This is a genomic window from Nitratireductor lacus, assembly GCF_056431025.1.
Genome location: NZ_JBWKMB010000015.1, coordinates 104,334 through 126,536 on the forward strand (window position 1 = coordinate 104,334; position 22,203 = coordinate 126,536).

The window sequence follows — 22,203 nt, forward strand, 5'->3', positions numbered from 1 at the left end:
TTTCCGGTTTCTCAGGAGGTGCTTTCAGGCCGGCTGCAGGGCGGCCTGGCGTTCCATCCTCCGGATGGCCAAGTGCATCCAGCCGATGGAAAAGGCGACGATGACGAAGAGAGCCATGAAACAGCTTGTCCAGAGGCCGGTGACATCGTTCAGGTAGCCGAACAGCAACGGCAGGATGAAGCCACCGAGACCGCCGATCATGCCCACCATGCCGCCGACCGCGCCCACATTCTCGGGGTAATAGACCGGGATGTGCTTGTAGACGGCGGCCTTGCCGAGGCTCATGAAGAAACCAAGGATGAAGACCAGCGCTATGAAGGCCCACGGGCCGACCGCGAATTGAAAGGTCTTTGGACCTTCGATGCCCTGCACGACGTAATCGGCCGCCGGTATAGACAGGATGAGCGTGCATGCTGCGGAGACCGCGAAGGTCCAGTACATCACCGTGCGCGCGCCGGCCCTGTCGGAGAGAGCGCCGCCATAGGCGCGAAATACCGAGGCGGGCAGCGAATAGGCAGCGCCGATGAGGCCGGCGGTCTTGATATCAAAGCCATAGACTCCGATCACGTAGCGCGGCAGCCAGAGGGCGAGCGCCACGAATGCACCGAAGACAAAGAAGTAGTATAGCGAGAAGCGCCAGACCTGAACGTTCTTCAGCGGCTCGAATTCGGAGGCGAAGCTGCGGCGCTTGATCTGCCCCGAGCGTTGAGCCCGGGTCACCGGATCGTCGCTCGTGGTGAACCAGAACACCAGCGCCATGACCACGAGGGCCGCTGCCCACAACTGCGCGACGGTCTCCCAGCCCCAGGCCACCATCACGATTGGCGCGACGAATTTCGTCAGCGCCGCGCCGACATTTCCGACGCCGAAGATGCCAAGCGCCGTACCCTGCTTTTCAGCCGGGAAAAAACGCGAGACATATGCCACGCCGACGGCGAAGGAGCCGCCCGCCACGCCCACGCCCAGCGCTGCAAGCAGAACCATCGTATAGGTGTGCGCGAACGACAGGAGGACGGTCGCGGCCGCCGCCGTCAGCATGGTTGCCATGTAAACGAGGCGACCGCCGTAGCGATCCGTCCAGATCCCGAGGATCATGCGGACGAGCGATCCGGTCAGGATCGGCGTACCGACGAGCAGGCCGAACTGGGTTTCGCTCAGTCCCAGTTCCTCCTTGAGGCGGATGCCGATGATGGAAAAGATCGTCCACACGGCAAAGCAGACCGTGAAAGCTATGGTGGACATGGTGAGCGCGCGGCGCGGTGTCGTCTCTTGCGTCGGCGTGGCTGGCTGCAATGCGGTCATCGGCTTTTCCAATCCAACTGCTTGAGCCTCATGAGAGGCATGGCTTTCGATAGAGAAGACACAAAAGAAAAAGGCTGCCCGACTGTCCGTCACGCCCCGCTAAGCGGGTGCGAACCGACCGTCTGGCAGCCTTGCCTCAAGCGCCCGTCGTTGGACGCATTCTTATCTTTGGTGTCCCCTCTGGACCCGCTTACCGCAATGCATCATCCATGCCAGTTTCACTAAAAACGATCTTTTCTCTTTATTTCTAGATAGTTATGAAAAATCAGAAAGAGAGCACCCCTTCGCACGTGCAGCAGAATCCTGTCTAATTCAGCGTCGCGATGCACTCAAATTAGGCAAACAAGGAATGTGCCTAAATTATAATCCATCCTCTGAGAGGCTATCGAAAGGCAGGTCGCTGGCTGGCGATATAGGCGTCGAGACGCGTGGGATCGAAGACGGCGCCATCGAAAAAGCCATCCGGGCCAAGAACAAGCTGTCCGGCCGAAACGCCGACGGGAGTGGGCGCGGTCAGCGCCCCTTCCACCTTCATGCTGGCGGAGGGCAGCGGCACGCCGAGCGGCCTGAGCGCGGCACGGTAGATGTCGGGTCGGAACGACCGCCGCGCCGTCTCAGCGTTTTCAGCGCTGTGCGGCACCTGCCCCCAGCGCACCATCTGAGAGTAGAACCAGAGCGCGTGGCTCTGCCAGGGGAAGATCGCCGCCTTCTGCGCGGGCACGAAAAAATCGGGAAACCGCCGCGTCCCGCCACCGGTTTCCAGCTCTCCATCGAGCGCCCCGCGCAGCAGCGCGGCGGGCTGGTTGAGATAGGCCGGGGCCGACAGGAGATCGGCGAGCTCTTCATGGTTGTCGGCTGCGCCGCACCAGATGGACGCGCGGTGCAACGCCCGCAGAAGCCGCGCGAGCACCGAACCATGCTCCCGCGCCCAGTCCTGGCGCACACCCAGAACCTTTTCGGGGCTCGACCGCCAGATCGCCGCCTTCGTCGTGGCGATGTGCCCAAGGCCGGCGGACACAGCCACGCTGTTCCACGGCTCCCCCACACAGAAGCCGTCGATGCGGCCGGCAGCCATCGCATCCGCCGTCAAAGGAGGCGGAACGATGAGGAGCTCCATATCCCGCTCGGGATCGATGCCGCAGGCAGCAAGCCAGTAGCGAAGTTCGAAATTGTGCCCTGAATGGGGATGGACCACACCGAAGCGAAGCGTGTCTTCGCCTTTTCTGCGCCGGCGTTCGATCACCGCGCGCAGGGCAGCACCGGCCGCTGCCGGATCGTCGGGCCCTGTCGCCCCTTCCCCGGCCATCGCCGCCCACAGCTTTGCGCTGACGGTGACCGCATTGCCGCCGAGGCCGAGCGACATCGGCGCGAGCAGATCGAGCCGCATGGGCGTCAGGCCGAGATTGGCGGCGATGGGCATCGGCGCCAGCATATGCGCCATCTCGAAATGCCCGACGGCTATACGGTCGCGGATGTTCGCCCAGGACGTCTCGCGCACCAGCGTCAGTGCAATGCCCTCTTCCTCCGTAAATCCCTTCTCGCGCGCGGCAACGAGAATGGCGCTGTCGAGGAGCGGGAGGAAGCCGGCTGTTATGGAATCGCGGGCGCTCACGTCCTATCCTCCTCCAAGCAGTTCGGATGCGGTGATCAGGCTCTGCGCGATCTCCGAAATCTTGCGGTTCTGGTCCATCGCCGCGCGGCGCAGACGCTGGTAGGCCTCGTCCTCCGAAAGCCCCTTGGAGCGCATGAGGATTCCCTTGGCCTTTTCGACGATCTTGCGGGATTCGAGCTCGTTGCGGGCATCCTCCAGCTCGCGCTCCATGCGCGAGAACGCGTTGAACCGGCTGATTGCCATATCGAGGATCGGCTTCACCCTTTCCTGCCTCAGCCCGTCGACCACATAGGCCGACACGCCGGCATCGACCGCCGCCTCGATGGCGGCCTGGTCGGACCGGTCGACGAACATCGCAATCGGCCGCTTCACGGCGCGCGAGAGGTTGAACATGTTTTCGAGCATGTCGCGATTGGGATTTTCCAGGTCGATGACGATGACGTCCGGCTGCACTTCACTGACCCGGCGGGCGATGGCGTGGACATCATGAACCAGGGTCACCTGCTCATGACCGGCCTCACGCAGTCCCGCCTCAATGATCGAGGCGCGGATCGTGTTCTCGTCAATGACCAGGATCGATAGCTGCTTGGCCGTCATGCTGCATTTTTCGCGTATGCGTTCGAATTGTGCAATGCAAGATACGAGGGAAATCACGACCCGCCTTCGGGCCCCGACCTGCCAGGCCGTCGGCAGATCGATGGCGGGGGCAGGAGGGACAGTAGGAATTTCAGAGCAGGACTAATCCTTAAGGCCACCCACCGGTGCGCTCGTAGAGCGCTTCGGATCTCCTCCGCCAGGTTGCGTCACATCGAAGTCGAACCGGTCGGGAAGAAGGAGTCCCTGTTGCAGATGGTGCGACACCGCACGAACTGAAACGCCGTCGCGAAAGAGCCATGCGTCGCCCGTCTCCCGCTGCCAGCGTTCCATGCGCGTGCGCAGGTCGGAGAGGCGTTCCATGTGATCGGGATCGTTTGCGAGATTGTGAACCTCGTCGGGATCGGCCTCCAGATCGTAAAGCTCTTCCGCTGGGCGACGAATATAGTTCTCCAGTGAACGCTGCCCGATCATAACCGGTGACCGGTTTCGCATGCCTTCCCAGGACAGCGATCCATACAGATCGCCCGAAAAGGGAAAGTCCAGTTTCCAGGCGACATTGCGGTGATATTTGTAGCGGGGGGTGCGCAGGAAGCGCGTCGGCCAGTAATTGGTGATCTCATGGAATGTGTGCGAACCGAACACGATCTGCCAGTCCGGCAGGAGCGCTGTTTCTTCGAGAATGGGCAGCACCGAGCGGCCACGGCGCGCACCCTCCCCACCCTGCCAGCCCGCCCAGTCCAGAAAGGTCGGCAGCACATCGGCGAAGGACACAAGGTTTGGATTGGCCACCCCGCCCAGGCGACCTGGAACGCGCATGATCAGCGGCAGATGAACGCCCGCGTCGTATAAGGTCGTTTTGGAATTCAGAAACGGGGCACCATTGTCGCTCAGAAAACAAACGAGCGTGTCATCGGCGAGACCCGCCGCCTGGAGGGCGGCAAGCACGCGTCCCACCCCCTGATCGAGCCTGTGCACCGAGCTGTAATAGGCCGATAATTCCCGGCGAACCTCTTCGATATCCGGCAGGAAAGGTGGCACTGTGACCTTCTCCGGCGCGTATTGCCGCCGCTCGACGTCCGGATCGAGTTCCTCCTCATTGCCAAAACCGCCGCGGGTCATGTCGCGGTGCGGGTCAACAAACCCAATTGTCAGGAAAAAGGGCCGGTCCTCGCGCTTGGCCCGCTGGAAAAACGCCTCTGACTGGCGGGCCACCCATCCGATGTTTCGGGTCGCGCTCTCTTCGCGCACCGCCCAGGGATAGACGGACGGCGGCCCCACATGAACTTTGCCGATAATGCCTGTCAGATGACCGAGCCGGTTGAAGAGAGCCGGTGCCGTTTCGACATGATCGAAGGTCATGAAGTGATGATTGTCATGATGCAGGCCGTATTGACCGTTCTCATGGGTGTGAAGGCCCGTATAGATCACTGAACGGCTGGCGCTGCAGGACGCCGTCGAGGTGAACGCCATGTCAAAGCGTGTTCCGGCGGCTGCCAGCGCATCGATGTACGGCGTAGTGACCGCCTTCTCGCCATAGCAGCCGAGCATGCGACCGAGGTCGTCGGCGATGAGGAGCAGAACATTCCGCGCCATGGTTATGCCGCAGGCGCCAGAGGAGAAGAAGAGCGGGGAAACTCCGAAATGACCCGGCCGGCCACATCAATGCCGCAGGCAAGCGCTGAGCGAATGGAAGCGCCACCCGCGACGGCATGCAGATAACCGGCGTTGAATGCGTCCCCTGCTCCGACCGTATCGAAGACGGAAAGGTCACGCGCGCCACATTCCATGACCGCCCCATCGCACAGACAAAGGGCGCCTTCCGCCCCACGCTTGACGATGAGTCGGGTTGCTGGTCGCAACCGCGCTGTGAACCAGGGCAATGCCTGCGCCAGCGTATCCGCGGCGGCGAGGCCGATGGTTTCTTTCTCATTGAGAAGGATATGATCGGAATGTTGGAGCCATTCCTTGGCATGGTTGCGCGCCTCTGGGGTCCAACCCTCCCCGGGCCAGCCGGGATCGATCGCGGTTTCTGCCCCCCGGCCCTTTAGAGATCGAAGCAATGCGTCGTGGTCAGGCAACAATGCGGGCATGGTGAAAGCACCACTGACCAGCGCCAGAGCGGTTGATACATCCACATTCTCCGTCACCTGCTTAAAAAACGGCAGGTCGAGGTGGTCCAGATGGCCGTTTGTGGAAAAGAAGGTGCGTTCGGCACCGGCATGCAAGATGCCCACGGAAATGCTGGTGCGGACCGGCAATGCCCTCACCCGGTCCAGCGGACCGTCAAACTGCTGTGCGATCATCTGACCTGCAGGATCACTGCCGACCGCGGAGAGAAACCCGCACGGGTGTTGCAGCCGCTTCAGGGCCAGTGCGGTGTTGGCCGCCGACCCCCCGGTTCGAAAATCCGACTGCGGCAGAAAGATCTCCGTCCCCGGCTCCGGCCATTCATCGATGCAGCCTGTGACGAGATCGAGATTTGCGTTGCCGATGACAAATATCGTACGCGCGCTCATTCCAGTTCCCCTTGCACCAATTGCCGGTCGATTGGCTTGCCGTCTTTGTTGAAGAGATGGATGCTGCCTGCCCGCGGCGTGAGAAAGACCGTGTCGCCAGCCTGAAAGCCGTGATTGCCGACCGCTCTGGCGTTGATCATGCCCGACTTTTCAGTGGCGACGTGGATGAAGGTGTCGCTGCCGAGCTTCTCCACCAATACGACAGTCCCCTTCCATCGGCCCTCGGTGTGTGAGACATCCAGATGCTCCGGACGAACGCCAAATGCGTGGGCGCCGGCAGCAATCGGTTCATCTCCTTCTATGAAATTCATTCTCGGCGAGCCTATGAACCCGGCGACGAACCGGCTGGCGGGGTTTTCATAAAGCTCGAGCGGCGTGCCAACCTGCTCAACCCGCCCGGCATTGAGGACAACAATGCGGTCAGCCAGCGTCATCGCCTCGACCTGGTCATGGGTGACGTACACCATCGTCGTGCCGGCGAGACGCTCGTGCAGACGGGCGATTTCGATGCGCGTATCGACCCGCAGAGCCGCGTCGAGATTCGACAATGGTTCGTCGAACAGAAACACTTTCGGCTGACGGGTGATGGCACGGCCGATCGCGACGCGCTGGCGTTGCCCGCCGGATAGCTGCTTGGGCTTGCGGTCAAGATACTGCTCGATCTGAAGCATGCTCGCCGCTTCCCGAACGCGGCGGTCGATCTCCTGTTTGGAAAGCCGTGCCTGCTCCAGACCGAACGCCATGTTGTCGTAAACGTTCATGTGCGGATAGAGCGCATAGGACTGGAAAACCATGGAGATGCCGCGCTTGGCCGGCACCACGGAATTCACACATGTCCCATCGATGAAAAGCTCGCCGCTGGTGATGTCTTCCAGACCGGCAATCAGACGCAAAAGGGTGGATTTGCCGCAGCCGGAGGGGCCAACGAATACGATGAACTCGCCTTTTTCCAGCGACAGATTGATATCGTGCAGAACTTCGACACTGCCGAAGGATTTTTCAACCGATCTGAGTTCGACAGAAGCCATGGTTTACCCCTTGACCGCCCCGGCGGTGAGGCCGGAAACGATCTTTCGCTGAAAAATGAGAACGAGCACCACAAGCGGCAGGGTAACGATGACCGATGCCGCCATGATGTTGCCCCAGGGAATTTCGAATTCGCTGAGGCCGGAAATGAGTGCGATGGCGACCGGGACCGTGCGCTGGGAATCGGTCGACAGGAATGTGAGCGCGAACAAGAACTCGTTCCACGCGTGGATGAAGGCCAGCAGGCCGGTGGTGACCATGGCAGGCCACATGAGCGGCAGGAAAATGCGCCAGATGATCGTGAACGAGGACGCTCCGTCGACGATGGCCGCCTCCTCGATCTCCACCGGCATCTTGCGCATGAAAGTGGTAAGCACCCAGACCGTGAATGGAAGCGTGAAGATCATATAGGAGAAAACGAGCGACCAGAGCGAGTTGAACAGGCCAAGGGCCCGGATCACCTCGAACAGGCCCGAAAGAACCGCGATTTGCGGAAACATGGAAACCGAGAGGATCGTCAAAAGCAGCAGCCCGCGACCGCGGAAGCGGATACGGCTCAACGCAAAAGCGGCAGTGACGGCCAGAAAGAGGGAAATGAACACCACGACCGTCGCGACGAAAACGGAGTTCAGTATCTGCTTTCCGAAGACGCCGTCTGAGATCATGCTCCAGTAGTTCGCCAGAGAAGCTGCCTCTGGCAGATAGTTGACCTCAAAAATCGATTGTCCCGATTCCAGCGAAGTGAGGATCGCGTAGTAGAAAGGAAAAACCGCCTGCAGGACGATCACGCCCACCAGCCCATAGAATGCGGCTGTCTTTATCCATCCGGACCAGGTCATCGCTCGTCAGCCTCCACATTCATGCGCGTCGCCCAGATGAAGCTGATGGTCAGAAGGGCAATGATGAGAAAAAGCAGCGTCGAAGCGGCCGACCCGTAAGCGAACTTGTCAAAGTCGAACAGATTGTCGCGCGCAAAGACCGACATGGTGCGCGTGCGCTCATTGTTTGGCGTCAGCACATAGATGATGTCGAAGACGCGCAATGCGTCGAGGGCGCGGAAAACGATGGCGACCAGGACGGCGGGCATGATGAGCGGCCAGGTAACGCGGAGGAACAGCCTTACAGGACCGACGCCATCCAGGCGCGCGGCCTCATAGATGTCGCCAGGCACCATCTGCAACCCGGCCAGAATGAGCAACGCCATGAAGGGCGTGGTCTTCCACACATCCACGATGAGAACGGCGAGCATGGCCGTGTCAGGCGATGCCGTCCAGGCAATCGGCTCGGCGATGATGTGCAGGCGGAGCAGCATATCGTTGAGGATGCCGAACTGATCATGCATCATCCACGCCCACATTTTCGCCGAAACGATGGTTGGAATTGCCCAGGGGATGAGAACCGCCGCGCGGACGAGGCTTCGTCCGCGAAATTCGCGATTGAGAACCAGTGCGATCACCAGTCCGAAAACGGTTTCGAAGAAAACGGAAATGATGGTGAAGCGCAGTGTATTCCAGACGGCGCGCCACCAGTCGGCATCCACCAGGAGACCGAAATACTCACCTTCCCCGTCACCATAGTCCAGATACTCGAGATAGTTGCGGAACCCGACCCATTGCGCCTGCCCGATAAGGTCGATCGATGCATCGGTGAAACCGAAATAGATGGTGCGGATGAGCGGATAGGCCGCAACGGACGCCAGTACGAGCAGCATCGGCGTGAGAAACAACCAGGCCGAAAGAATCCGTTGCCTGGAAAGCGTTGATATGCCGGCATTGCTCGCCACGTGTTCCGATCCTCCATTTCGGAAACCGCGCTACGCCTGCCCAAGCGGGATGACGCAGCGCGGATTGCTTCTTACCAGGCGGAACCGCGCAGGCGGTTGAGCCGGGCTTCAAGCTTGCGCAGGTTCTGCTCAGCCGATCCGTCGCCGGACAACGTGTTGTGAACCGCCGTCCAGAACTCCGAAGACACTTCGTTGTATTTGCGCTTGGTTGCAGCAGACGGGCGCGGCAGAGCGTTGTCGACGACCGGTTTCCACAGCGGGATGAACTCCTGTGCTTCGCCCACTTCTGTATCGGCATAGACCGCGTTAAGCGTTGGCGGTCGCGAGGTGATGATCGCACGCTCTTTCTGATTGTCGTAATTGTTCAGAAAGCGCACCAGTTCGATGGCTTCTTCGGGGTATTTTGAATATTTGGAGACCCCCAAATGCCAGCCACCCAGGGTGGCAGCCGACTTCTCACCTTCTGCGCCGACCGGCAGCGTGGTTACCGCGAACTTGTCCTTGACGGGTGAGTCATCGCCGGCAGCCAGCGCATAAGCATAGTTCCAGTTGCGCATGAACACGGCATTGCCGGACTGGAACAGGCCACGGGCATCTTCTTCCTTGTAATTCAGCACGCCCTCAGGCGCGATGCTGCCGATCCACGATTTGGCAAGCTCAAGTGCTTGGACCGCTTTGGGGTTGTTGATCCCGACGGAACCATCCGTTTCGACAATCCGGCCCCCGCCAAAGCTGGCGATCCACTCTTGCGCGTTGCAGGTGAGCCCCTCATAGGCGGCACCCTGAAACACGAAACCCCAGATGTCGGAATTCCCGGCCTCGCGCTCGGCATTCATGATGCGCTTGGCGGTGTCTGTCATTTGCTGCCAGGTCTCCGGCACGGGCTCGTTGTATTTCTCCAAAAGATCCTTGCGGTAGTAAAGCGCCGGTGCGCCCAGGAACATGGGCAGTGCAACCAGCTTGTCGTCGACGGTCTGCGATTCCACCGCGGCAGGGACGAAATCCCCGATAATGTCCTTGGTGTGCTCTTTCAGGTCGATGAAATGTTCCGCAATCTGCGGCGCACCGATGACGTCAATGCGGTAAACGTCGATGTCGCTCGACTGAGCGGCAAGCCATAGCTTGTATTGGCCAAACTGATCGGTGGTGGATTCGGGCATCGAGACGATATTGACCGTGTGGCCAGTCTGCTCCTCGAACCGGTCGAGTTCCGCGCGCAAAACCTCATTGTCCTTGCCGATGGCACCGTGGACGATGTTGAGTTCTGCGGCACTGGCCGAATACATCAGCAGCGAACTGCCTATGATGGCCGTCGCCAATGTCTTCAATGACTTCATGGTATCTCTCCCTTGATTTGTTCCCACCTGTCTTCTTGCTTTCCGGCTGGTGTGCACCGGTCGGACGAAACGCCTCCTCATGCACTGCCGCGCATTCGGCAAAACACGGGCGACGCCCAGGCCATCTGCCCGTTGGCCTGACGCAATCGCACATAGACATTTTCGCCATCCGTGAATTCTCCAAGCTCCACCGTGCCACCCCATTGCCATTCATGAGGCCGCGGTAGGGCGTGAAAGCGATAGGCCGGGCTGTCGATGGCGCCGAGGTTGCCGCTGAGCGCACCCTCAAGAAGGCGCTCGACACGAACCGCGATATCCTGTCCCGCCAACCGGGCGCGGATATTTGCATCGGGTGCGGAGCGAATATGCAGGGCGACCCCTTGCGTGGCCGGCGTAACGTTGTTGGGATTCGCCTCGGCAGTAACCTCAAAGCGAACAACACCCCCTTCTAACGAAATATGCGGCAGGGGGTGCGCGGCGTCTTCACCTTCCAGAGGCGAAACGATCTCCTGTCCGCGAAAACGGGGCTCCACCCTGAGAATATCACCGCCCTCGAGCGCTACTTCGCCTAGCCAGCGATGCGATGTCCCGCGCGCGCCCCAGCCCAATTCGAGATGCAGAATGGTTTCCATGACGCCATCGCGCTCGGGCACGATCGGCGCTGGCGCAAGCGACGGTGTAATGCGCTGCCAGAGCCTTCCATTGCGGACGATATCTATGCTATCCACCGCGCCGCCGCCAACCGCTTCGATGGCAAGTTGCGCATCGTCCTGAGGGGCCGCGATACCGCCCTGGATGGTATTGCCGACGGCCGTGAGCAAATGGATGCTGTCTCCGGTCAGGGCATTGGTCTGGCGTGCCCGCATACCCGCCCAGATCGCCTCACGGTCGCGGCCCTGCGCATAGAGCCCCATGCGGCCATGGCCATAGGACCCGGGGAAGCCGCTGTGGTGATCGGTGTTGCCGACAATGCCGAAGACATGCCCGGCGGCAAGCCCGGCTTCCATTGTCGAGTGCCCGTCGACCGGTCCCATCGAATGGAGATAGCCACGGGATGTTTCGGACGTCTCGGCGCAGCCATGCATCGAGTACATTTCCACAAATGGGGAAAGCGACGGTTCGAATGCGTTCCAGTCGATGCCGCGCGCACCCCGCCGGTAGCCGATGTGATGCGGGAACGCCAGCGCACGAGCGGCCTTTGCCCGTTGGAGGGTTTCACGAAGCTCCGCCGGGCTGTCGGCAAGCTGGAGATCGGCGACGTCCAGATCCGCATAAACGATGGTCTGATCGCCATAGGCGCAGGAGTGTATCTCGTAACCGGGAAAAACGCTGAAGACCCCGTTTTCCTCAAACCGTTTCAGGGTGGCGAAGTGATCCGGCCATACTTCGCGCAGTCGGGCGAACCCCTTAACGTGAAAATCGACGATATGCGCAACTTCCGGCACATCAACCGGCATATCGGGCCAGGCGGCGTGTCCCGTAACGGACACGAAATCGAGTTGAAGCCGGGCACGCGCCAGTGCATCTTCGAGGCGCCCGTGCCCATACGACATCGCACAGTGATTGTGGATGTCGCCGTAAAGCGGCACGACACCGAGCGAGACGGCCAGCGGCATCATATGGTCGGGCAGGTTCTTCACCGGACAGCCTCAAGGGTTTGCGGATTGATGGGCTGTCCGTTCTCGCGGAGCGATTTCTGCGCGGCCAGAACCATGCGCAGAGACGCCACGCCCTCGGCGACGCCGACCGGAGGCTTTTCGCCACCGTAGAAATGACGAAGTGTGCGGACAAGTTGAAGATCGGCGCCGAAATGCGTCGATCCGCGATCCGGGTCCTGAAAGCAGATCGTTTCGCGCCGATGACCATGATCGGCCACCAGGTCGATTTCGCCGGAGTGCCGCTCCATGCGCAAACGCCCGGTGGAGCCGACGATTTCAAGGGTTTCCTGGTCCTCCGCCCAGGGACCGAAGATTGCGAAGAACAGGCACGCGCTCATTCCATTTGCGTAGCGCACGCTGACCACTGCGTGATCGTCGATGTCGGACCCGGGCAGATAGACGCAATTGTCATTGCGATGTTCGATATTGCGAGCGCGGGACCAACTGGGGTTTGCCACCCGCCCGACACCCTCGAAACGATCCACCAGCGTCTCATGCCGGCGATAGGGGCATGTGCGGTCGCACTCGCTGCACCGTGCCGGCGCATCCGGATCGGGCGTGAATATGGAACTGCGACCGCCCACGGCGGAAACGGAAACCGCCGGTGCGTCCGCAATCCAGTTCAGCACATCGAAGTGATGAGAGCCCTTGTCGTTGAGCGCACCGCCAGAGCGCGCATTGTCGCGATGCCAGAGCTGCAGATATCGCGTATAAGGTATCACCGAGCGCAGAAGAACCATCTGCGGATCGCCGATTGCGCCGGTATGCGCAAGACGGGCAGCTTCAATCCACGGTCGCTCATAACGGCGGGTGAAGCCCATCATGATCGAAGAACCGGCGCGCTCTTCCGCCTCGTGGATGGCGCGCGCGTCGTCCAGCGTCACGGAAATGGGCTTGTCGAGATAGACACGCTTGCCGGCCGCGATCGCCGCCTCCACCGGTCGGCGATGCGCATCGGTGTGCGTGGTCACCAGAACGAGGTTCACGGCCCCGGTGCCAACGGCCTCATCCAGATCATCGAAGACCCGGACCCGATGGTCGATGCCGCAGCTCGCATAGATCGCATCGAGATGCTCGGCGGCGAACCGCGCGCGATCAGGCAGCGCGTCATGGACACCCACGATCCGGAAGCCCGTCTCTGCAGCGATTTCCGCCATGCGCGTTCCGACGAAGTAAACGCCGCGCTCGCCCGCTCCGATTATCGACACCCCTACCGTGCTGTGCGGGCTCCCCACATCCATGCTTTCTCTCGCTCCTCCAGATTGCGAGAGGAATTTATTTGAGTACAATAATCAGTACAATATATCTTGTACTCAGAAATCAATTGGAATGATGCTGCCATGCGGCTTGTAGCTGATTTCGAGATAGTGGGTTTCCGGCTCCCGGTCTCGAAACGCGACACGGTCGGCGAGCAGGGTCTCGAACAGGTCGAACTTCTCGGCATTGGCGTTGCCGACGACGTCGAAGCGATTGAGGTGCTCTGAGGCGAAGTCGGTACTTCCCAACATGACGACGCTAAGATTGTCGCGCACGGGCGCCCCCAGCTCATGAATTGCCCGCTCGAGCATGAACCCTTCCGTGACACCCCAGACGATCAGCGCCGTGAAAGGCAGACTGCCATCCTCCTGGCACTGCTGGGCAAGGGCATTCTGGATGTCGGCGACGCTGTATCCGCCGGGCAGCTTGTCGATTTCGATCAGCCATTGTGATCGAGGTGACGGCAAGGATCTGCACAGAAGCAGGTATTCGCGCCGGGCCATGGCAATCTGCCGCGCCTGGTGGGCTGAAGTGAGAAAGGCGATGCGCTCGTGCCCATTGTCACGCAGCACATGAAACGCCACCGAAAGCGCCTCGCGCCAATTCGTCCCGACGGCGTCCGCGTCGATGCCCGTTGCCGAGACACCGTCGATGACAATGCTTCTCACATGCTTGCGAAGTGCGGCGAGAAACTCGATCGAGAGCACCTCGAAATGCACCTGCAGAAGACAGGTCTTGAAGTTTCCGATCTTGCCAAGGACCGAGAGGGCCTGCTCCTCGGTCGAGTAGCCGATCTGCAGAACGCTGATATTTCGCTGCTTCAGCCGCTGCTCGACCTCCTGCAATACATTGCGGGCGATCCGGCTGTCCGAGACACGGTAAAGGACGAGCAGATCCCCTTCCCATGTCTCCCGATCGTCCTCGGATTGGGGGTCGCAGACAATGATGCCGGCACCGGGGCGTGCTCGGATGCGCCCATTCTCGAGATAAGGCTGCAAGGCGCGCTCGACCGTGCGCTGCGCCGTCGAGAAGCGGCGCATCATCTCACGGACGGTCGGCAGATGATCCCCCGGATCGGACTCGGCGATCCTGATGTCGAGCCATTCGGACAGGGATTTCAGCTTGGAGGCCGTGGGTTTCTGCATTTCTTGAGTATAAACTCAATATAAACTCAAATCAATGTGCAAATGCGTTCAATCCACGTGTTGTCATCCGGCCTCAGCATGCAAACCCGGGAATACGCTCCGCTGCACACAGGTCGCATTACAAGATCTCATACGTCCGGTCCGCACCGGATGGCAAGGAGCCACGGCGCAACCTCAACCAAGCAGCGCGCCCAGGCGTGGCACCGCTGAGGCCCTCCCGCTGAAATAGACGAAATCAAGGACGTTCATCCTCTGCCAGATGGACTGCGGGTTTTCAGCTTCACTGAGAAGACCGCAACATCAAACTCTGGGGTCAAACACCTGGGCCGGCTCACCGGTCCGCGGAAACGCTGACCCTCTCCATCACCTTGTTTTGCCGCCGCATCGGGCGGCACGCGGTCCAGATTTCAGGAAAACATCATCTTCCGGCGATATTCGCCGGGAGAGCAACCGACCTGCTGCTTGAACAGGCGCGAGAAGTGGGCGACGTCGCCGAAACCACGTCTGAAGCAGATCTCAGCAACGGACATCTTCGTTCCCCGCGCACGCAGGTCCGCCTTCACCGCCTCGATACGCAGGTCGCGCACCCATTGGCCGAGTGTGCGCTCGGTATCGCGGAAGAGCTCATGCAGATAACGGACGGAGATGCCGCAGCAGCGCGCAATGAGATCGGGATCGAGCTCTCGCCGGTGAAGGTTGGCGCGGACGAAATGTTCCACGCGGCTCAGATGCGCCGCGCGCACGGACGACCCGCCCGAGGTGAGCGTGCGTTCGTCCGCATGGATCGACAGCGCCAGAAGATCGACCAGTTGCAATCCCACCGCAGCACGGGCTTGCTCGTTCATCGCCTCAAAGCGCTGGGGGATGTGATGAAGCATATCCACGAACAGGCCGGAGATGCCACCACGTGCCGTAAACTGCATGCCGCAGAAGCGGTCGGGCGAGCGGATGCGGCCGCCAAGCGCGGAAGCCTCGACCTTCATCACCCACAGGTCGGCGCACTCGCCATAGCTGAACTCATAGGGCTCATGGCTGCGCTCGATGATGTAGCCGCCCGGCTTGCAATAAACCTCGCGCCCCGACTGGGAGAAAAAGACCTCCGTTTTCATCGGTATGGTGATGAGGAGGTGCTCCTGCTCGTCGCAGGTGAGATGGTGGGGATGGCGGTGATAGGAAAGCGCCTCGGAGCGCAGGCGTGACAACGACACGCCGCCCAGCGACCACTCCTCCAGCCGACCGCCGAACCGGTCCGGCTCCCGGAAGTGCAGGTCGAGAGGGAAATAGGCCTGCGCTATCGCGCTGTGCCAGTGCACACTGCGATTTGCAGGATCAACTCCGCTTGTCGATATCAGCGTCCTCATCCGGCAATCTCCTCATCGCAGGATAGGATAGAAAAAGCCGGCGCACAAACGCGGTGCCGGCCCAGTGCACTGGGCGACAATATATCCCGCACTGACGCGCAAAGACATGCGCGGCTTCCCGTTCCTACTGTTGCCAAGGAACAAAAAACAAACAGGAACGACATGGAGGAGGCTCGTGCCCGCACGGCGGATTCCATGCGTCCGCGAAAGGCATGAGGATGGAACAGATCGTCAAGAAACAGAAGCAGGCATCGGGAAGCGGCGTGGACCCGATCACGCTTTCCGTGGTGCGCGGAATTCTCGAAACCACACAGCGCGAGATGACGCTTTCACTGGAGAAGACGGCGCGCTCCAGCGTCTTCAACCTGGCCCATGACTATTCGACGGCGCTCTTCAACGCGACGCCCGAAATGATCCTGCAGGGGCAGGACATCCCGATCCATCTGGGGTCGCTCATTCCGGCGATGAAGGTCGTGTCGGCCTATTTCGGCGACGACATCCATGAGGGCGACCTGATCCTGCACAACGACCCCGCCTATGGCGGTAGCCACGCCATCGACACATGCATGTACAAGCCCGTCTTCTACCGGGGCGAGCTTGTCTACTGGACGGTCTGCAAAGGGCATTTGACGGATATCGGCGGACCGGTCCCGGCCGGCTACAATCCCGATGCCAAGGAAATCTACGCCGAATGCCTGCGCATTCCACCGGTCAAGATCTGGGACAGGGGCAAGCCGCGCAACGACGTGCTCAACCTGCTTCTGACCAATATGCGCGCGCGCCGCGACCAAGAGGGCGATTTCAACGCGCTGATCGGCGCCTGCCAGGTGGGTGAACGCAATCTCATCCGGATGCTCGACAAATACGGCAAGGAGCAGGTGGACGCATGTATCGAGGAACTTCTGGTGATGGCGGAGCGGCAGATGCGCACGCTGATCCGCTCCGTGCCCGATGGGACTTATGAAGGCACGGCCGTTCTGGAGGATGCCGGGCACGGCTTCGGCGATTTCGACATCACGGCGAAAGTCACCATCAAGGAAGACAATTGCCATATCGAGATTTCGAGCCCGCCGCAGGTGCCCTATTTCATCAATTCCTACGAGGGAAATTCCTATTCGGGCGTCTATCTCGGCCTGATGATGTTCGCCCAGCTTCCGCCGCCCTACAATGAAGGGCTCTATCGCTGCGTAAGCGTGAATATGGGACCGAAGGGCACGCTGTGCAACGCCAAGGAACCGGCGCCGCACATGAACTGCACGACAACGCCCATGGAAACCCTGACCGACGCGGTGCGCCTTGCCTTCGAAAAGGCCATGCCCTCGAAGGTCGCCGCCTCATGGGGGCACGCCAACGGCCTCAACATCGCCGGCTGGGACAGGCGCCACGATGAGGAATATGTGACGATGGTGCTCGCCACCATCATTTCGGGTGCCGGCGCGACGCCGCAACAGGACGGCTGGCACGCCTGCGGGCCCGAATGCTGTTTCGGCGCACTGACCTCGGGCGACGTGGAACTGCTCGAACATTCCTATCCTATCGTCATCCATCGTTATTCGCTGATGACCGACAGCGGCGGTGCGGGGCTTTACCGCGGCGGGTCCGGCACCGCCTGGGAGGTGGAGCCGCTCGACAGCGAGATGACCTTCATCATGTTCGGTGAAGGACGCCGTATTCCGGCACTTGGGGCAGCCGGCGCTGAATCGGAAATGACCGAAACCAAGGTCGGGCGTCTCGAACTCAAGCGCGACGGCAAGGTTGAGACCATCCGAAACAACACGATCGGTGTCATCAAGCCGGGCGAGACCGTGACCAATATGAACCCGGGCGGCGGTGGCTATGGCGATCCCAGAAAACGTCCCGTCGAGAAGGTGATCGCCGACATCAGGCTGGGGCTCGTCTCGCTGGAGGGCGCCAGGCGCGACTACGGTGTCGTTATCGAGGACGAAAAGTCACTGAAGGTCGATCTGGAAGCGACGCGCAAACTGCGCGCGGCCTGATCCCTTCCCCATTTCAAGGACAAGACCATGAACAGCAAATACAGGCTCGGCATCGACGCCGGCGGCACCTTCACCGATTTCGTTCTGGCGGAACAGGCTGGCGGAAGCCGGCTCTACAAGACGCTTTCCACGCCCGCAGACCCGACGCTTGCCATCCGCAACGGGCTGGCGCTGATCGCCGAGGATCTGGATGTGGCGCTGGAGGAGATCATCCCCAATTGCGACCTGTGCATCAACGGCACGACAGTCGGCCTCAACGCGCTGATCCAGCACAAGGGCGCGCGCACCGGGCTGATCTGCACGGCGGGACACGAGGATTCCATCGAGATCCGCAACGGCCACAAGGAAGACGGGTATCGCTATGACGCGGAATATCCGCCGGCGGTTATGCTGGTGCCGCGCAATCTGCGCAAGGGCGTGCGCGAACGCGTCCTGTCGAACGGCACTGTGCGCACGCCCATGGAAGAGGAAGATGTGCGGGCGGCCTGCCGGGCCTTCATCGAAGAAGGGATCGAGACGGTCGCGATCTCCTTCGTCTGGTCGGTGCTCCACCCGGATCATGAAAGGCGGGCAGCGGAGATCGTACGCGAGATGATGCCCGATGCGCTCGTCACCATCGGCTCGGAACTCTATCCGCAGGTACGCGAGTACACCCGCACCTCCACGGCCATCACCAATGCCTATCTGGCGCCGATCCTGAAAAACTACGTCACTGCGGTCGACGCCTATTTCCGTTCGCTCGGCGCCAGGGCGCCGGTGCGCTATTTCCAGTCCAATGGAGGGCTCGCCACGGGCGATGTGGTGGCCGACCGTTCAGTCTATGCCATCAATTCGGGTCCAGCCTCCGCGCCGCGCGCCGGCCTGCATGTGACAGAGCCGTTCGACGAGAAGAACGTCATCACTGTCGACATGGGGGGCACTTCGTTCGACATCACGCTGACCTATGAGGGCGTCACCAACCTCAACAAGAACATCGACTTCCTGCGCTACCGGATCGGGGTTCCGATGATCCAGGTGGAAACGCTGGGAGCCGGCGGCGGCTCCATCGGCTGGATCGACGATATGGGCCTCCTGCAGATGGGGCCGCAGAGTGCCGGTTCCGACCCGGGACCCGCCTGCTACGGGCGGGGCGGGGTAGAGCCGACCACGACGGATGTGAACCTGGTGCTCGGCTATCTCAATCCGGACGGGCTCGTCGGCGGGCGGCTGCCGCTCGACAAAACCAAGGCAGAGAATGCCATCCGCAGCAGGATCGCCGAACCACTCGGGCTCAGCCTGGAGAAGGCCGCCTATGGCATGTTCACCATCGTCAACGCCAACATGGTCAACGGCATCCGCCGCGTCTCCATCGAACGCGGCTACGATCCGCGCGACTTTGTGCTGGTTTGCGCCGGCGGGGCGACCGGTGCCCATATCACGGCCATTGCACGCGAGATGGGTATCGACCGCATCATCGTGCCGAAGCTCGCCTCAGGCCTGTGTGCCTTCGGGCAGATTATCTCCGATGTGAAATACAATCACATGGCCACCTGCCCCGTGCGCCTCGACAATGCGGAGGCCTATGAGCGGGTGAACGCCCTTTTCCGCCAGATCGAACAGGAAGGTCGCGAGCACCTCCACAAGGACGGTTTTTCCGATGACCGCATCCGCATCACGCGCAGCCTCGAAATGCGCTATGTGGGACAGGTGCATGAATGCACGGTGGATGTGGAAACATTCGACATCGACGCGCAGACCGTCGAACGGTTGAAGGACGCCTTCCATCGCCGGCACGAGCAGCTCTACACCTACAGCGAACCGAAGAATACGGTCGAGGTGGTGAACATCGAGAGCACGCTCTACGGCATCGTCGACAAGCCCAGCGACGCCCGCCTTTCCTCAGGCGGCGGAGCGGACGGCGCACTCAAGGGCACCCGCATGGCAATCTTCTCGCGCGAGGGGGAGCATACCCGCACCCCGGTTTATGACGGGCGCAAGCTCGGCGCCGGGGACCGTATCGAGGGGCCGGCCATCATTGAGGAGGTGACGACGACGATCGTGGTGGAACCCGGCTGGACGGCGGAGCTGCACGAAAGCGGCTCCTACGTGATCTCGGCCAAGCGATAGGGCGGAGCAGCGTTTCCGCGAAAGGATGAAGCGATAGGGGGCGCCCGCCCCTCATCCCCCTGCCGGGACCTTCTCCCCGCATGCGGGGAGAAGGAAGCCGTCGCCAATTCCGAGCTTCTAGTTGGTGAGGTGGGTGGAGCGGTGCGCAAACGCCGAGGCCCCCTTCTCCCCGCATGCGGGGAGAAGGTGAGGATGAGGGGCGTTGCTCTCCGGTGCCGTGGGGTGCGAAGGGCGCCGGGCACCTCGGGCAAAAGGTGTGGCTCAGCCCGAATGCCCACCCGCCGCGTTCTCGAATTCGCGGCGGAAGTCCTCGAGCCCCGCACCGCGCCCCAACAGGACCGACGCCAGGATGCGGGCTTTCAGGCCGCTGAGATCGCCGGAGAAGATCACGCCGGCATCGGCCAGGTCCTTGCCGCCGCTGCCGCCGCCATAGATGGGTCGGGTGCGCCCCTCGTGACAACGCGAGGCGATGATGACGGGGATGCCGCTCTCGACGATGGAGGCTATCGCCTCGGCAAAACCGGTCGGCGCATTGCCGCGCCCGAACGCCTCCACGACGATGGCGCGCGCGCCCTGTTCTACGGCAAAATTCAGAAAGGCCGGCGAGGAGCCCATGGCGAGCTTCATCAGTTCCACCTCCGGCACAATGCGTTCTACCTTCGCGTGGAAACGTTGCGCGGGGCGGCGGTAGATGAAGACATTCTCACCATCCACCTCGCCCAGCTTGCCATAGGAACTGGAGCGGAAGGTATCGACCCTGGACGTGTGCGCCTTGGTCACATCGCGGCCGGCATGAATGTCCTGCTCGAAGACGATCATGGCGCCGATCCCGCGCGCCGCAGGAGAGGCTGCAACGCGCACGGCTTCGGCAATGTTGCGCGGCCCATCCGTATCGGGATCGCCCGCATGGCGCTGTGCACCGGTGAAGACCACCGGCTTGTCACTGCCGACGATGAGGTCGGCCATGTAGCAGCTTTCCTCCATCGTATCGGTTCCGTGGGTGACGACAACACCGTCGCAATCGTCCGAAGCCAGCGCCTCGTCGATGTGCTTGGCCAGCGCAAACGCCAGCGGCAGGTCGAACGCAAAACTGCCGACCGAGCAGAAATCGTCGACAGTGATCCCGATACCTTCGAGGGGGTCGTGCAGGCGCGACTTCAGTTCCGCGCCGCTGACATTTGCGACGACCCGGTCGGAGCCTTCCTTGCGGCTGGAGGCGATGGTGCCCCCCGTGGTGATCAGTCTGATGTTGCTCATGTCAGGACGCGTTCCGCAGAAATCCGTTTCGTTCGGTCGGTTCTTTCACCAGCTCGGCCCAGCGACGAACCAGATAATTGTGTTCGTCCATCGTGGTGTTCCAGAGCGCGATATGCGAAGCGCGGTTCCAGTAGGAGCCGCCGGAGCGGGAAGCGCCGGGCAGGATGGCCGTGTTGCCGTCCGGACCGCACAGGGAGCTGCGCGCCTCCTTGCCGTCATACCAGTAATCCCACTCCTCGGGCTTCAGATGCTCGCGAACCCGCTCGGGCACGGGCATATAATAGCCCTGCCGGGCAACCACGGCGCCTGCCCAGCCGGAAATGAACCAGTTGAGATAGGCATACCCCTGGTCGAGCCGGTGACCTTCCAGATGGCGCGCGAGACAAAGGCCGCCGTGCCAGGCGCGATAGCCCTCGACCGGCACCGCCTGGCGGGTGCGCAAATGCCGGCTCTTGAGCTGCACCGCGCTCGGCGACCACATGCTTGCGATCCAGACATCACCCCGCTCCATCATCAAGGTGGCTTCCTGCGTGGTGCGCCAGAAGGAGGTGAAATGTCCCTTGCGCTTCAGCGACAGGGCAAGATCGATGAGTTGATCGATCTCATCGACGCTCATATTGCCCAGGTCCTTGAAGCTCATGCGGTTGGCCGCGCGCGCGGCAAGCGCGATATCGAAAATGCCGATTGCCGGCTCATCGACGATGGCGACATGGCCTTTCCAACGCGGATGCAGAAGCTCGGCCCAGGATCGCACCTCCGAATCGACATCGACGCCGGTAGCCGTCTCGTTCACACCGAAGGAATCGAAATTGTGCACCGTCGGCAGCATGGAGATATGCGGCGACGGGGCGGAAGAGAGCGAATTGTCCTGTTGCACATAAAGCCGCGTGACGGGCGCATCGCCTAAGCCGAGCGGCGCCGACGCATTGATGCAGCCCTTCTTGGTAAGATCGTTGACCTCGCTCCAGAGCTCGATACGCTCGAGATCGATCTTCTGAACCGCGCGCCAGTGCCAGACGATATCGAGGTTGTGGAAGCACTGATCGTAGACGTCGTAGCGCTCAGGCTCGGTCGCGGCAATGCGCTGCGCGGTCACGAAATCATGCTGCTCGAAGATCAGTTCGAACCCGAGGTCGCTCTCGGCACGCTCCTGAAGCTGGCGATAGGGGGTGATCTCCGTGCACAGGACGCGGAGCGGCTGGGGCTTGCGCACATGCACTGAAGGAGCAGCCGGCCTAGTCACGCGCGG

General features: G+C 61.3%; 17 protein-coding genes. 2 read left to right on the top strand and 15 right to left on the bottom strand.

Translation table 11 applies throughout. From position 1 onward, the window contains the following. Positions 1-24 precede the first annotated feature (24 nt). From AC07E3_RS14295 to AC07E3_RS14355, 13 genes are all read right to left on the bottom strand, one after another. Complete coding sequence (locus AC07E3_RS14295) at positions 25-1,302, bottom strand: MFS transporter (RefSeq protein WP_478362810.1); 1,278 nt, start codon at positions 1,300-1,302, stop codon at positions 25-27. 382 nt (positions 1,303-1,684) lie between these two features. Beyond that, a complete protein-coding gene (locus AC07E3_RS14300) occupies positions 1,685-2,914 on the bottom strand; it encodes a CmpA/NrtA family ABC transporter substrate-binding protein (RefSeq protein WP_478362812.1) in 1,230 nt (409 codons plus the stop codon). A 3-nt stretch (positions 2,915-2,917) separates the two neighbouring features. Next, on the bottom strand, positions 2,918-3,511 hold the full coding sequence (locus AC07E3_RS14305) for an ANTAR domain-containing response regulator (protein WP_065815935.1): 594 nt from the start codon (positions 3,509-3,511) through the stop codon (positions 2,918-2,920). 141 nt (positions 3,512-3,652) lie between these two features. Continuing rightward, a complete protein-coding gene (locus tag AC07E3_RS14310; RefSeq protein ID WP_478362815.1) occupies positions 3,653-5,104 on the bottom strand; it encodes a sulfatase family protein in 1,452 nt (483 codons plus the stop codon). A gap of 2 nt (positions 5,105-5,106) precedes the next feature. Continuing rightward, positions 5,107-6,027 carry a carbohydrate kinase family protein gene (locus AC07E3_RS14315; protein WP_478362817.1) on the bottom strand — a complete coding sequence of 307 codons (921 nt, stop codon included), beginning with the start codon at positions 6,025-6,027 and terminating at the stop codon, positions 5,107-5,109. Beyond that, the gene (locus AC07E3_RS14320; RefSeq protein ID WP_478362819.1) at positions 6,024-7,055 is read right to left on the bottom strand and encodes an ABC transporter ATP-binding protein; all 1,032 of its coding nucleotides are present in this window, start codon (positions 7,053-7,055) and stop codon (positions 6,024-6,026) included. Before AC07E3_RS14320 ends, AC07E3_RS14315 begins: the two co-directional genes overlap by 4 nt. A gap of 3 nt (positions 7,056-7,058) precedes the next feature. Then, entirely contained in the window at positions 7,059-7,892 is an 834-nt protein-coding gene (locus tag AC07E3_RS14325) for a carbohydrate ABC transporter permease (RefSeq protein WP_478362821.1), read from the bottom strand. Further along, entirely contained in the window at positions 7,889-8,764 is an 876-nt protein-coding gene (locus tag AC07E3_RS14330) for a carbohydrate ABC transporter permease (RefSeq protein WP_322340546.1), read from the bottom strand. The genes AC07E3_RS14325 and AC07E3_RS14330 overlap by 4 nt, the downstream gene beginning before the upstream one ends. A 143-nt stretch (positions 8,765-8,907) precedes the next feature. Further along, complete coding sequence (locus tag AC07E3_RS14335; RefSeq protein ID WP_478362822.1) at positions 8,908-10,173, bottom strand: ABC transporter substrate-binding protein; 1,266 nt, start codon at positions 10,171-10,173, stop codon at positions 8,908-8,910. 77 nt (positions 10,174-10,250) lie between these two features. Next, positions 10,251-11,813, bottom strand: a complete 1,563-nt coding sequence (locus AC07E3_RS14340) for a hypothetical protein (protein WP_478362824.1) — start codon at positions 11,811-11,813, stop codon at positions 10,251-10,253. Further along, positions 11,810-13,072, bottom strand: a complete 1,263-nt coding sequence (locus AC07E3_RS14345) for a Gfo/Idh/MocA family protein (RefSeq protein WP_478362826.1) — start codon at positions 13,070-13,072, stop codon at positions 11,810-11,812. The genes AC07E3_RS14340 and AC07E3_RS14345 overlap by 4 nt, the downstream gene beginning before the upstream one ends. A gap of 72 nt (positions 13,073-13,144) precedes the next feature. Then, the gene (locus AC07E3_RS14350) at positions 13,145-14,233 is read right to left on the bottom strand and encodes a hypothetical protein (RefSeq protein WP_478362828.1); all 1,089 of its coding nucleotides are present in this window, start codon (positions 14,231-14,233) and stop codon (positions 13,145-13,147) included. A gap of 407 nt (positions 14,234-14,640) precedes the next feature. Continuing rightward, on the bottom strand, positions 14,641-15,594 hold the full coding sequence (locus AC07E3_RS14355) for an AraC-like ligand-binding domain-containing protein (RefSeq protein ID WP_336068840.1): 954 nt from the start codon (positions 15,592-15,594) through the stop codon (positions 14,641-14,643). A 218-nt stretch (positions 15,595-15,812) separates the two neighbouring features. Here AC07E3_RS14355 and capB point away from each other — a divergent pair, with 218 nt between their 5' ends. Then, on the top strand, positions 15,813-17,591 hold the full coding sequence (gene capB, locus AC07E3_RS14360; RefSeq protein WP_336068838.1) for a caprolactamase subunit beta: 1,779 nt from the start codon (positions 15,813-15,815) through the stop codon (positions 17,589-17,591). Positions 17,592-17,618: 27 nt separating this feature from the next. Beyond that, positions 17,619-19,697, top strand: a complete 2,079-nt coding sequence (capA, locus tag AC07E3_RS14365; RefSeq protein ID WP_478362831.1) for a caprolactamase subunit alpha — start codon at positions 17,619-17,621, stop codon at positions 19,695-19,697. 261 nt (positions 19,698-19,958) lie between these two features. Here the strand turns inward: capA and AC07E3_RS14370 are convergent, their stop codons facing one another. Beyond that, complete coding sequence (locus AC07E3_RS14370) at positions 19,959-20,954, bottom strand: asparaginase (protein WP_478362833.1); 996 nt, start codon at positions 20,952-20,954, stop codon at positions 19,959-19,961. A 1-nt stretch (position 20,955) separates the two neighbouring features. Beyond that, positions 20,956-22,197, bottom strand: a complete 1,242-nt coding sequence (locus tag AC07E3_RS14375; RefSeq protein WP_336068832.1) for an ABC transporter substrate-binding protein — start codon at positions 22,195-22,197, stop codon at positions 20,956-20,958. Between the last annotated feature and the right edge of the window lie 6 nt (positions 22,198-22,203).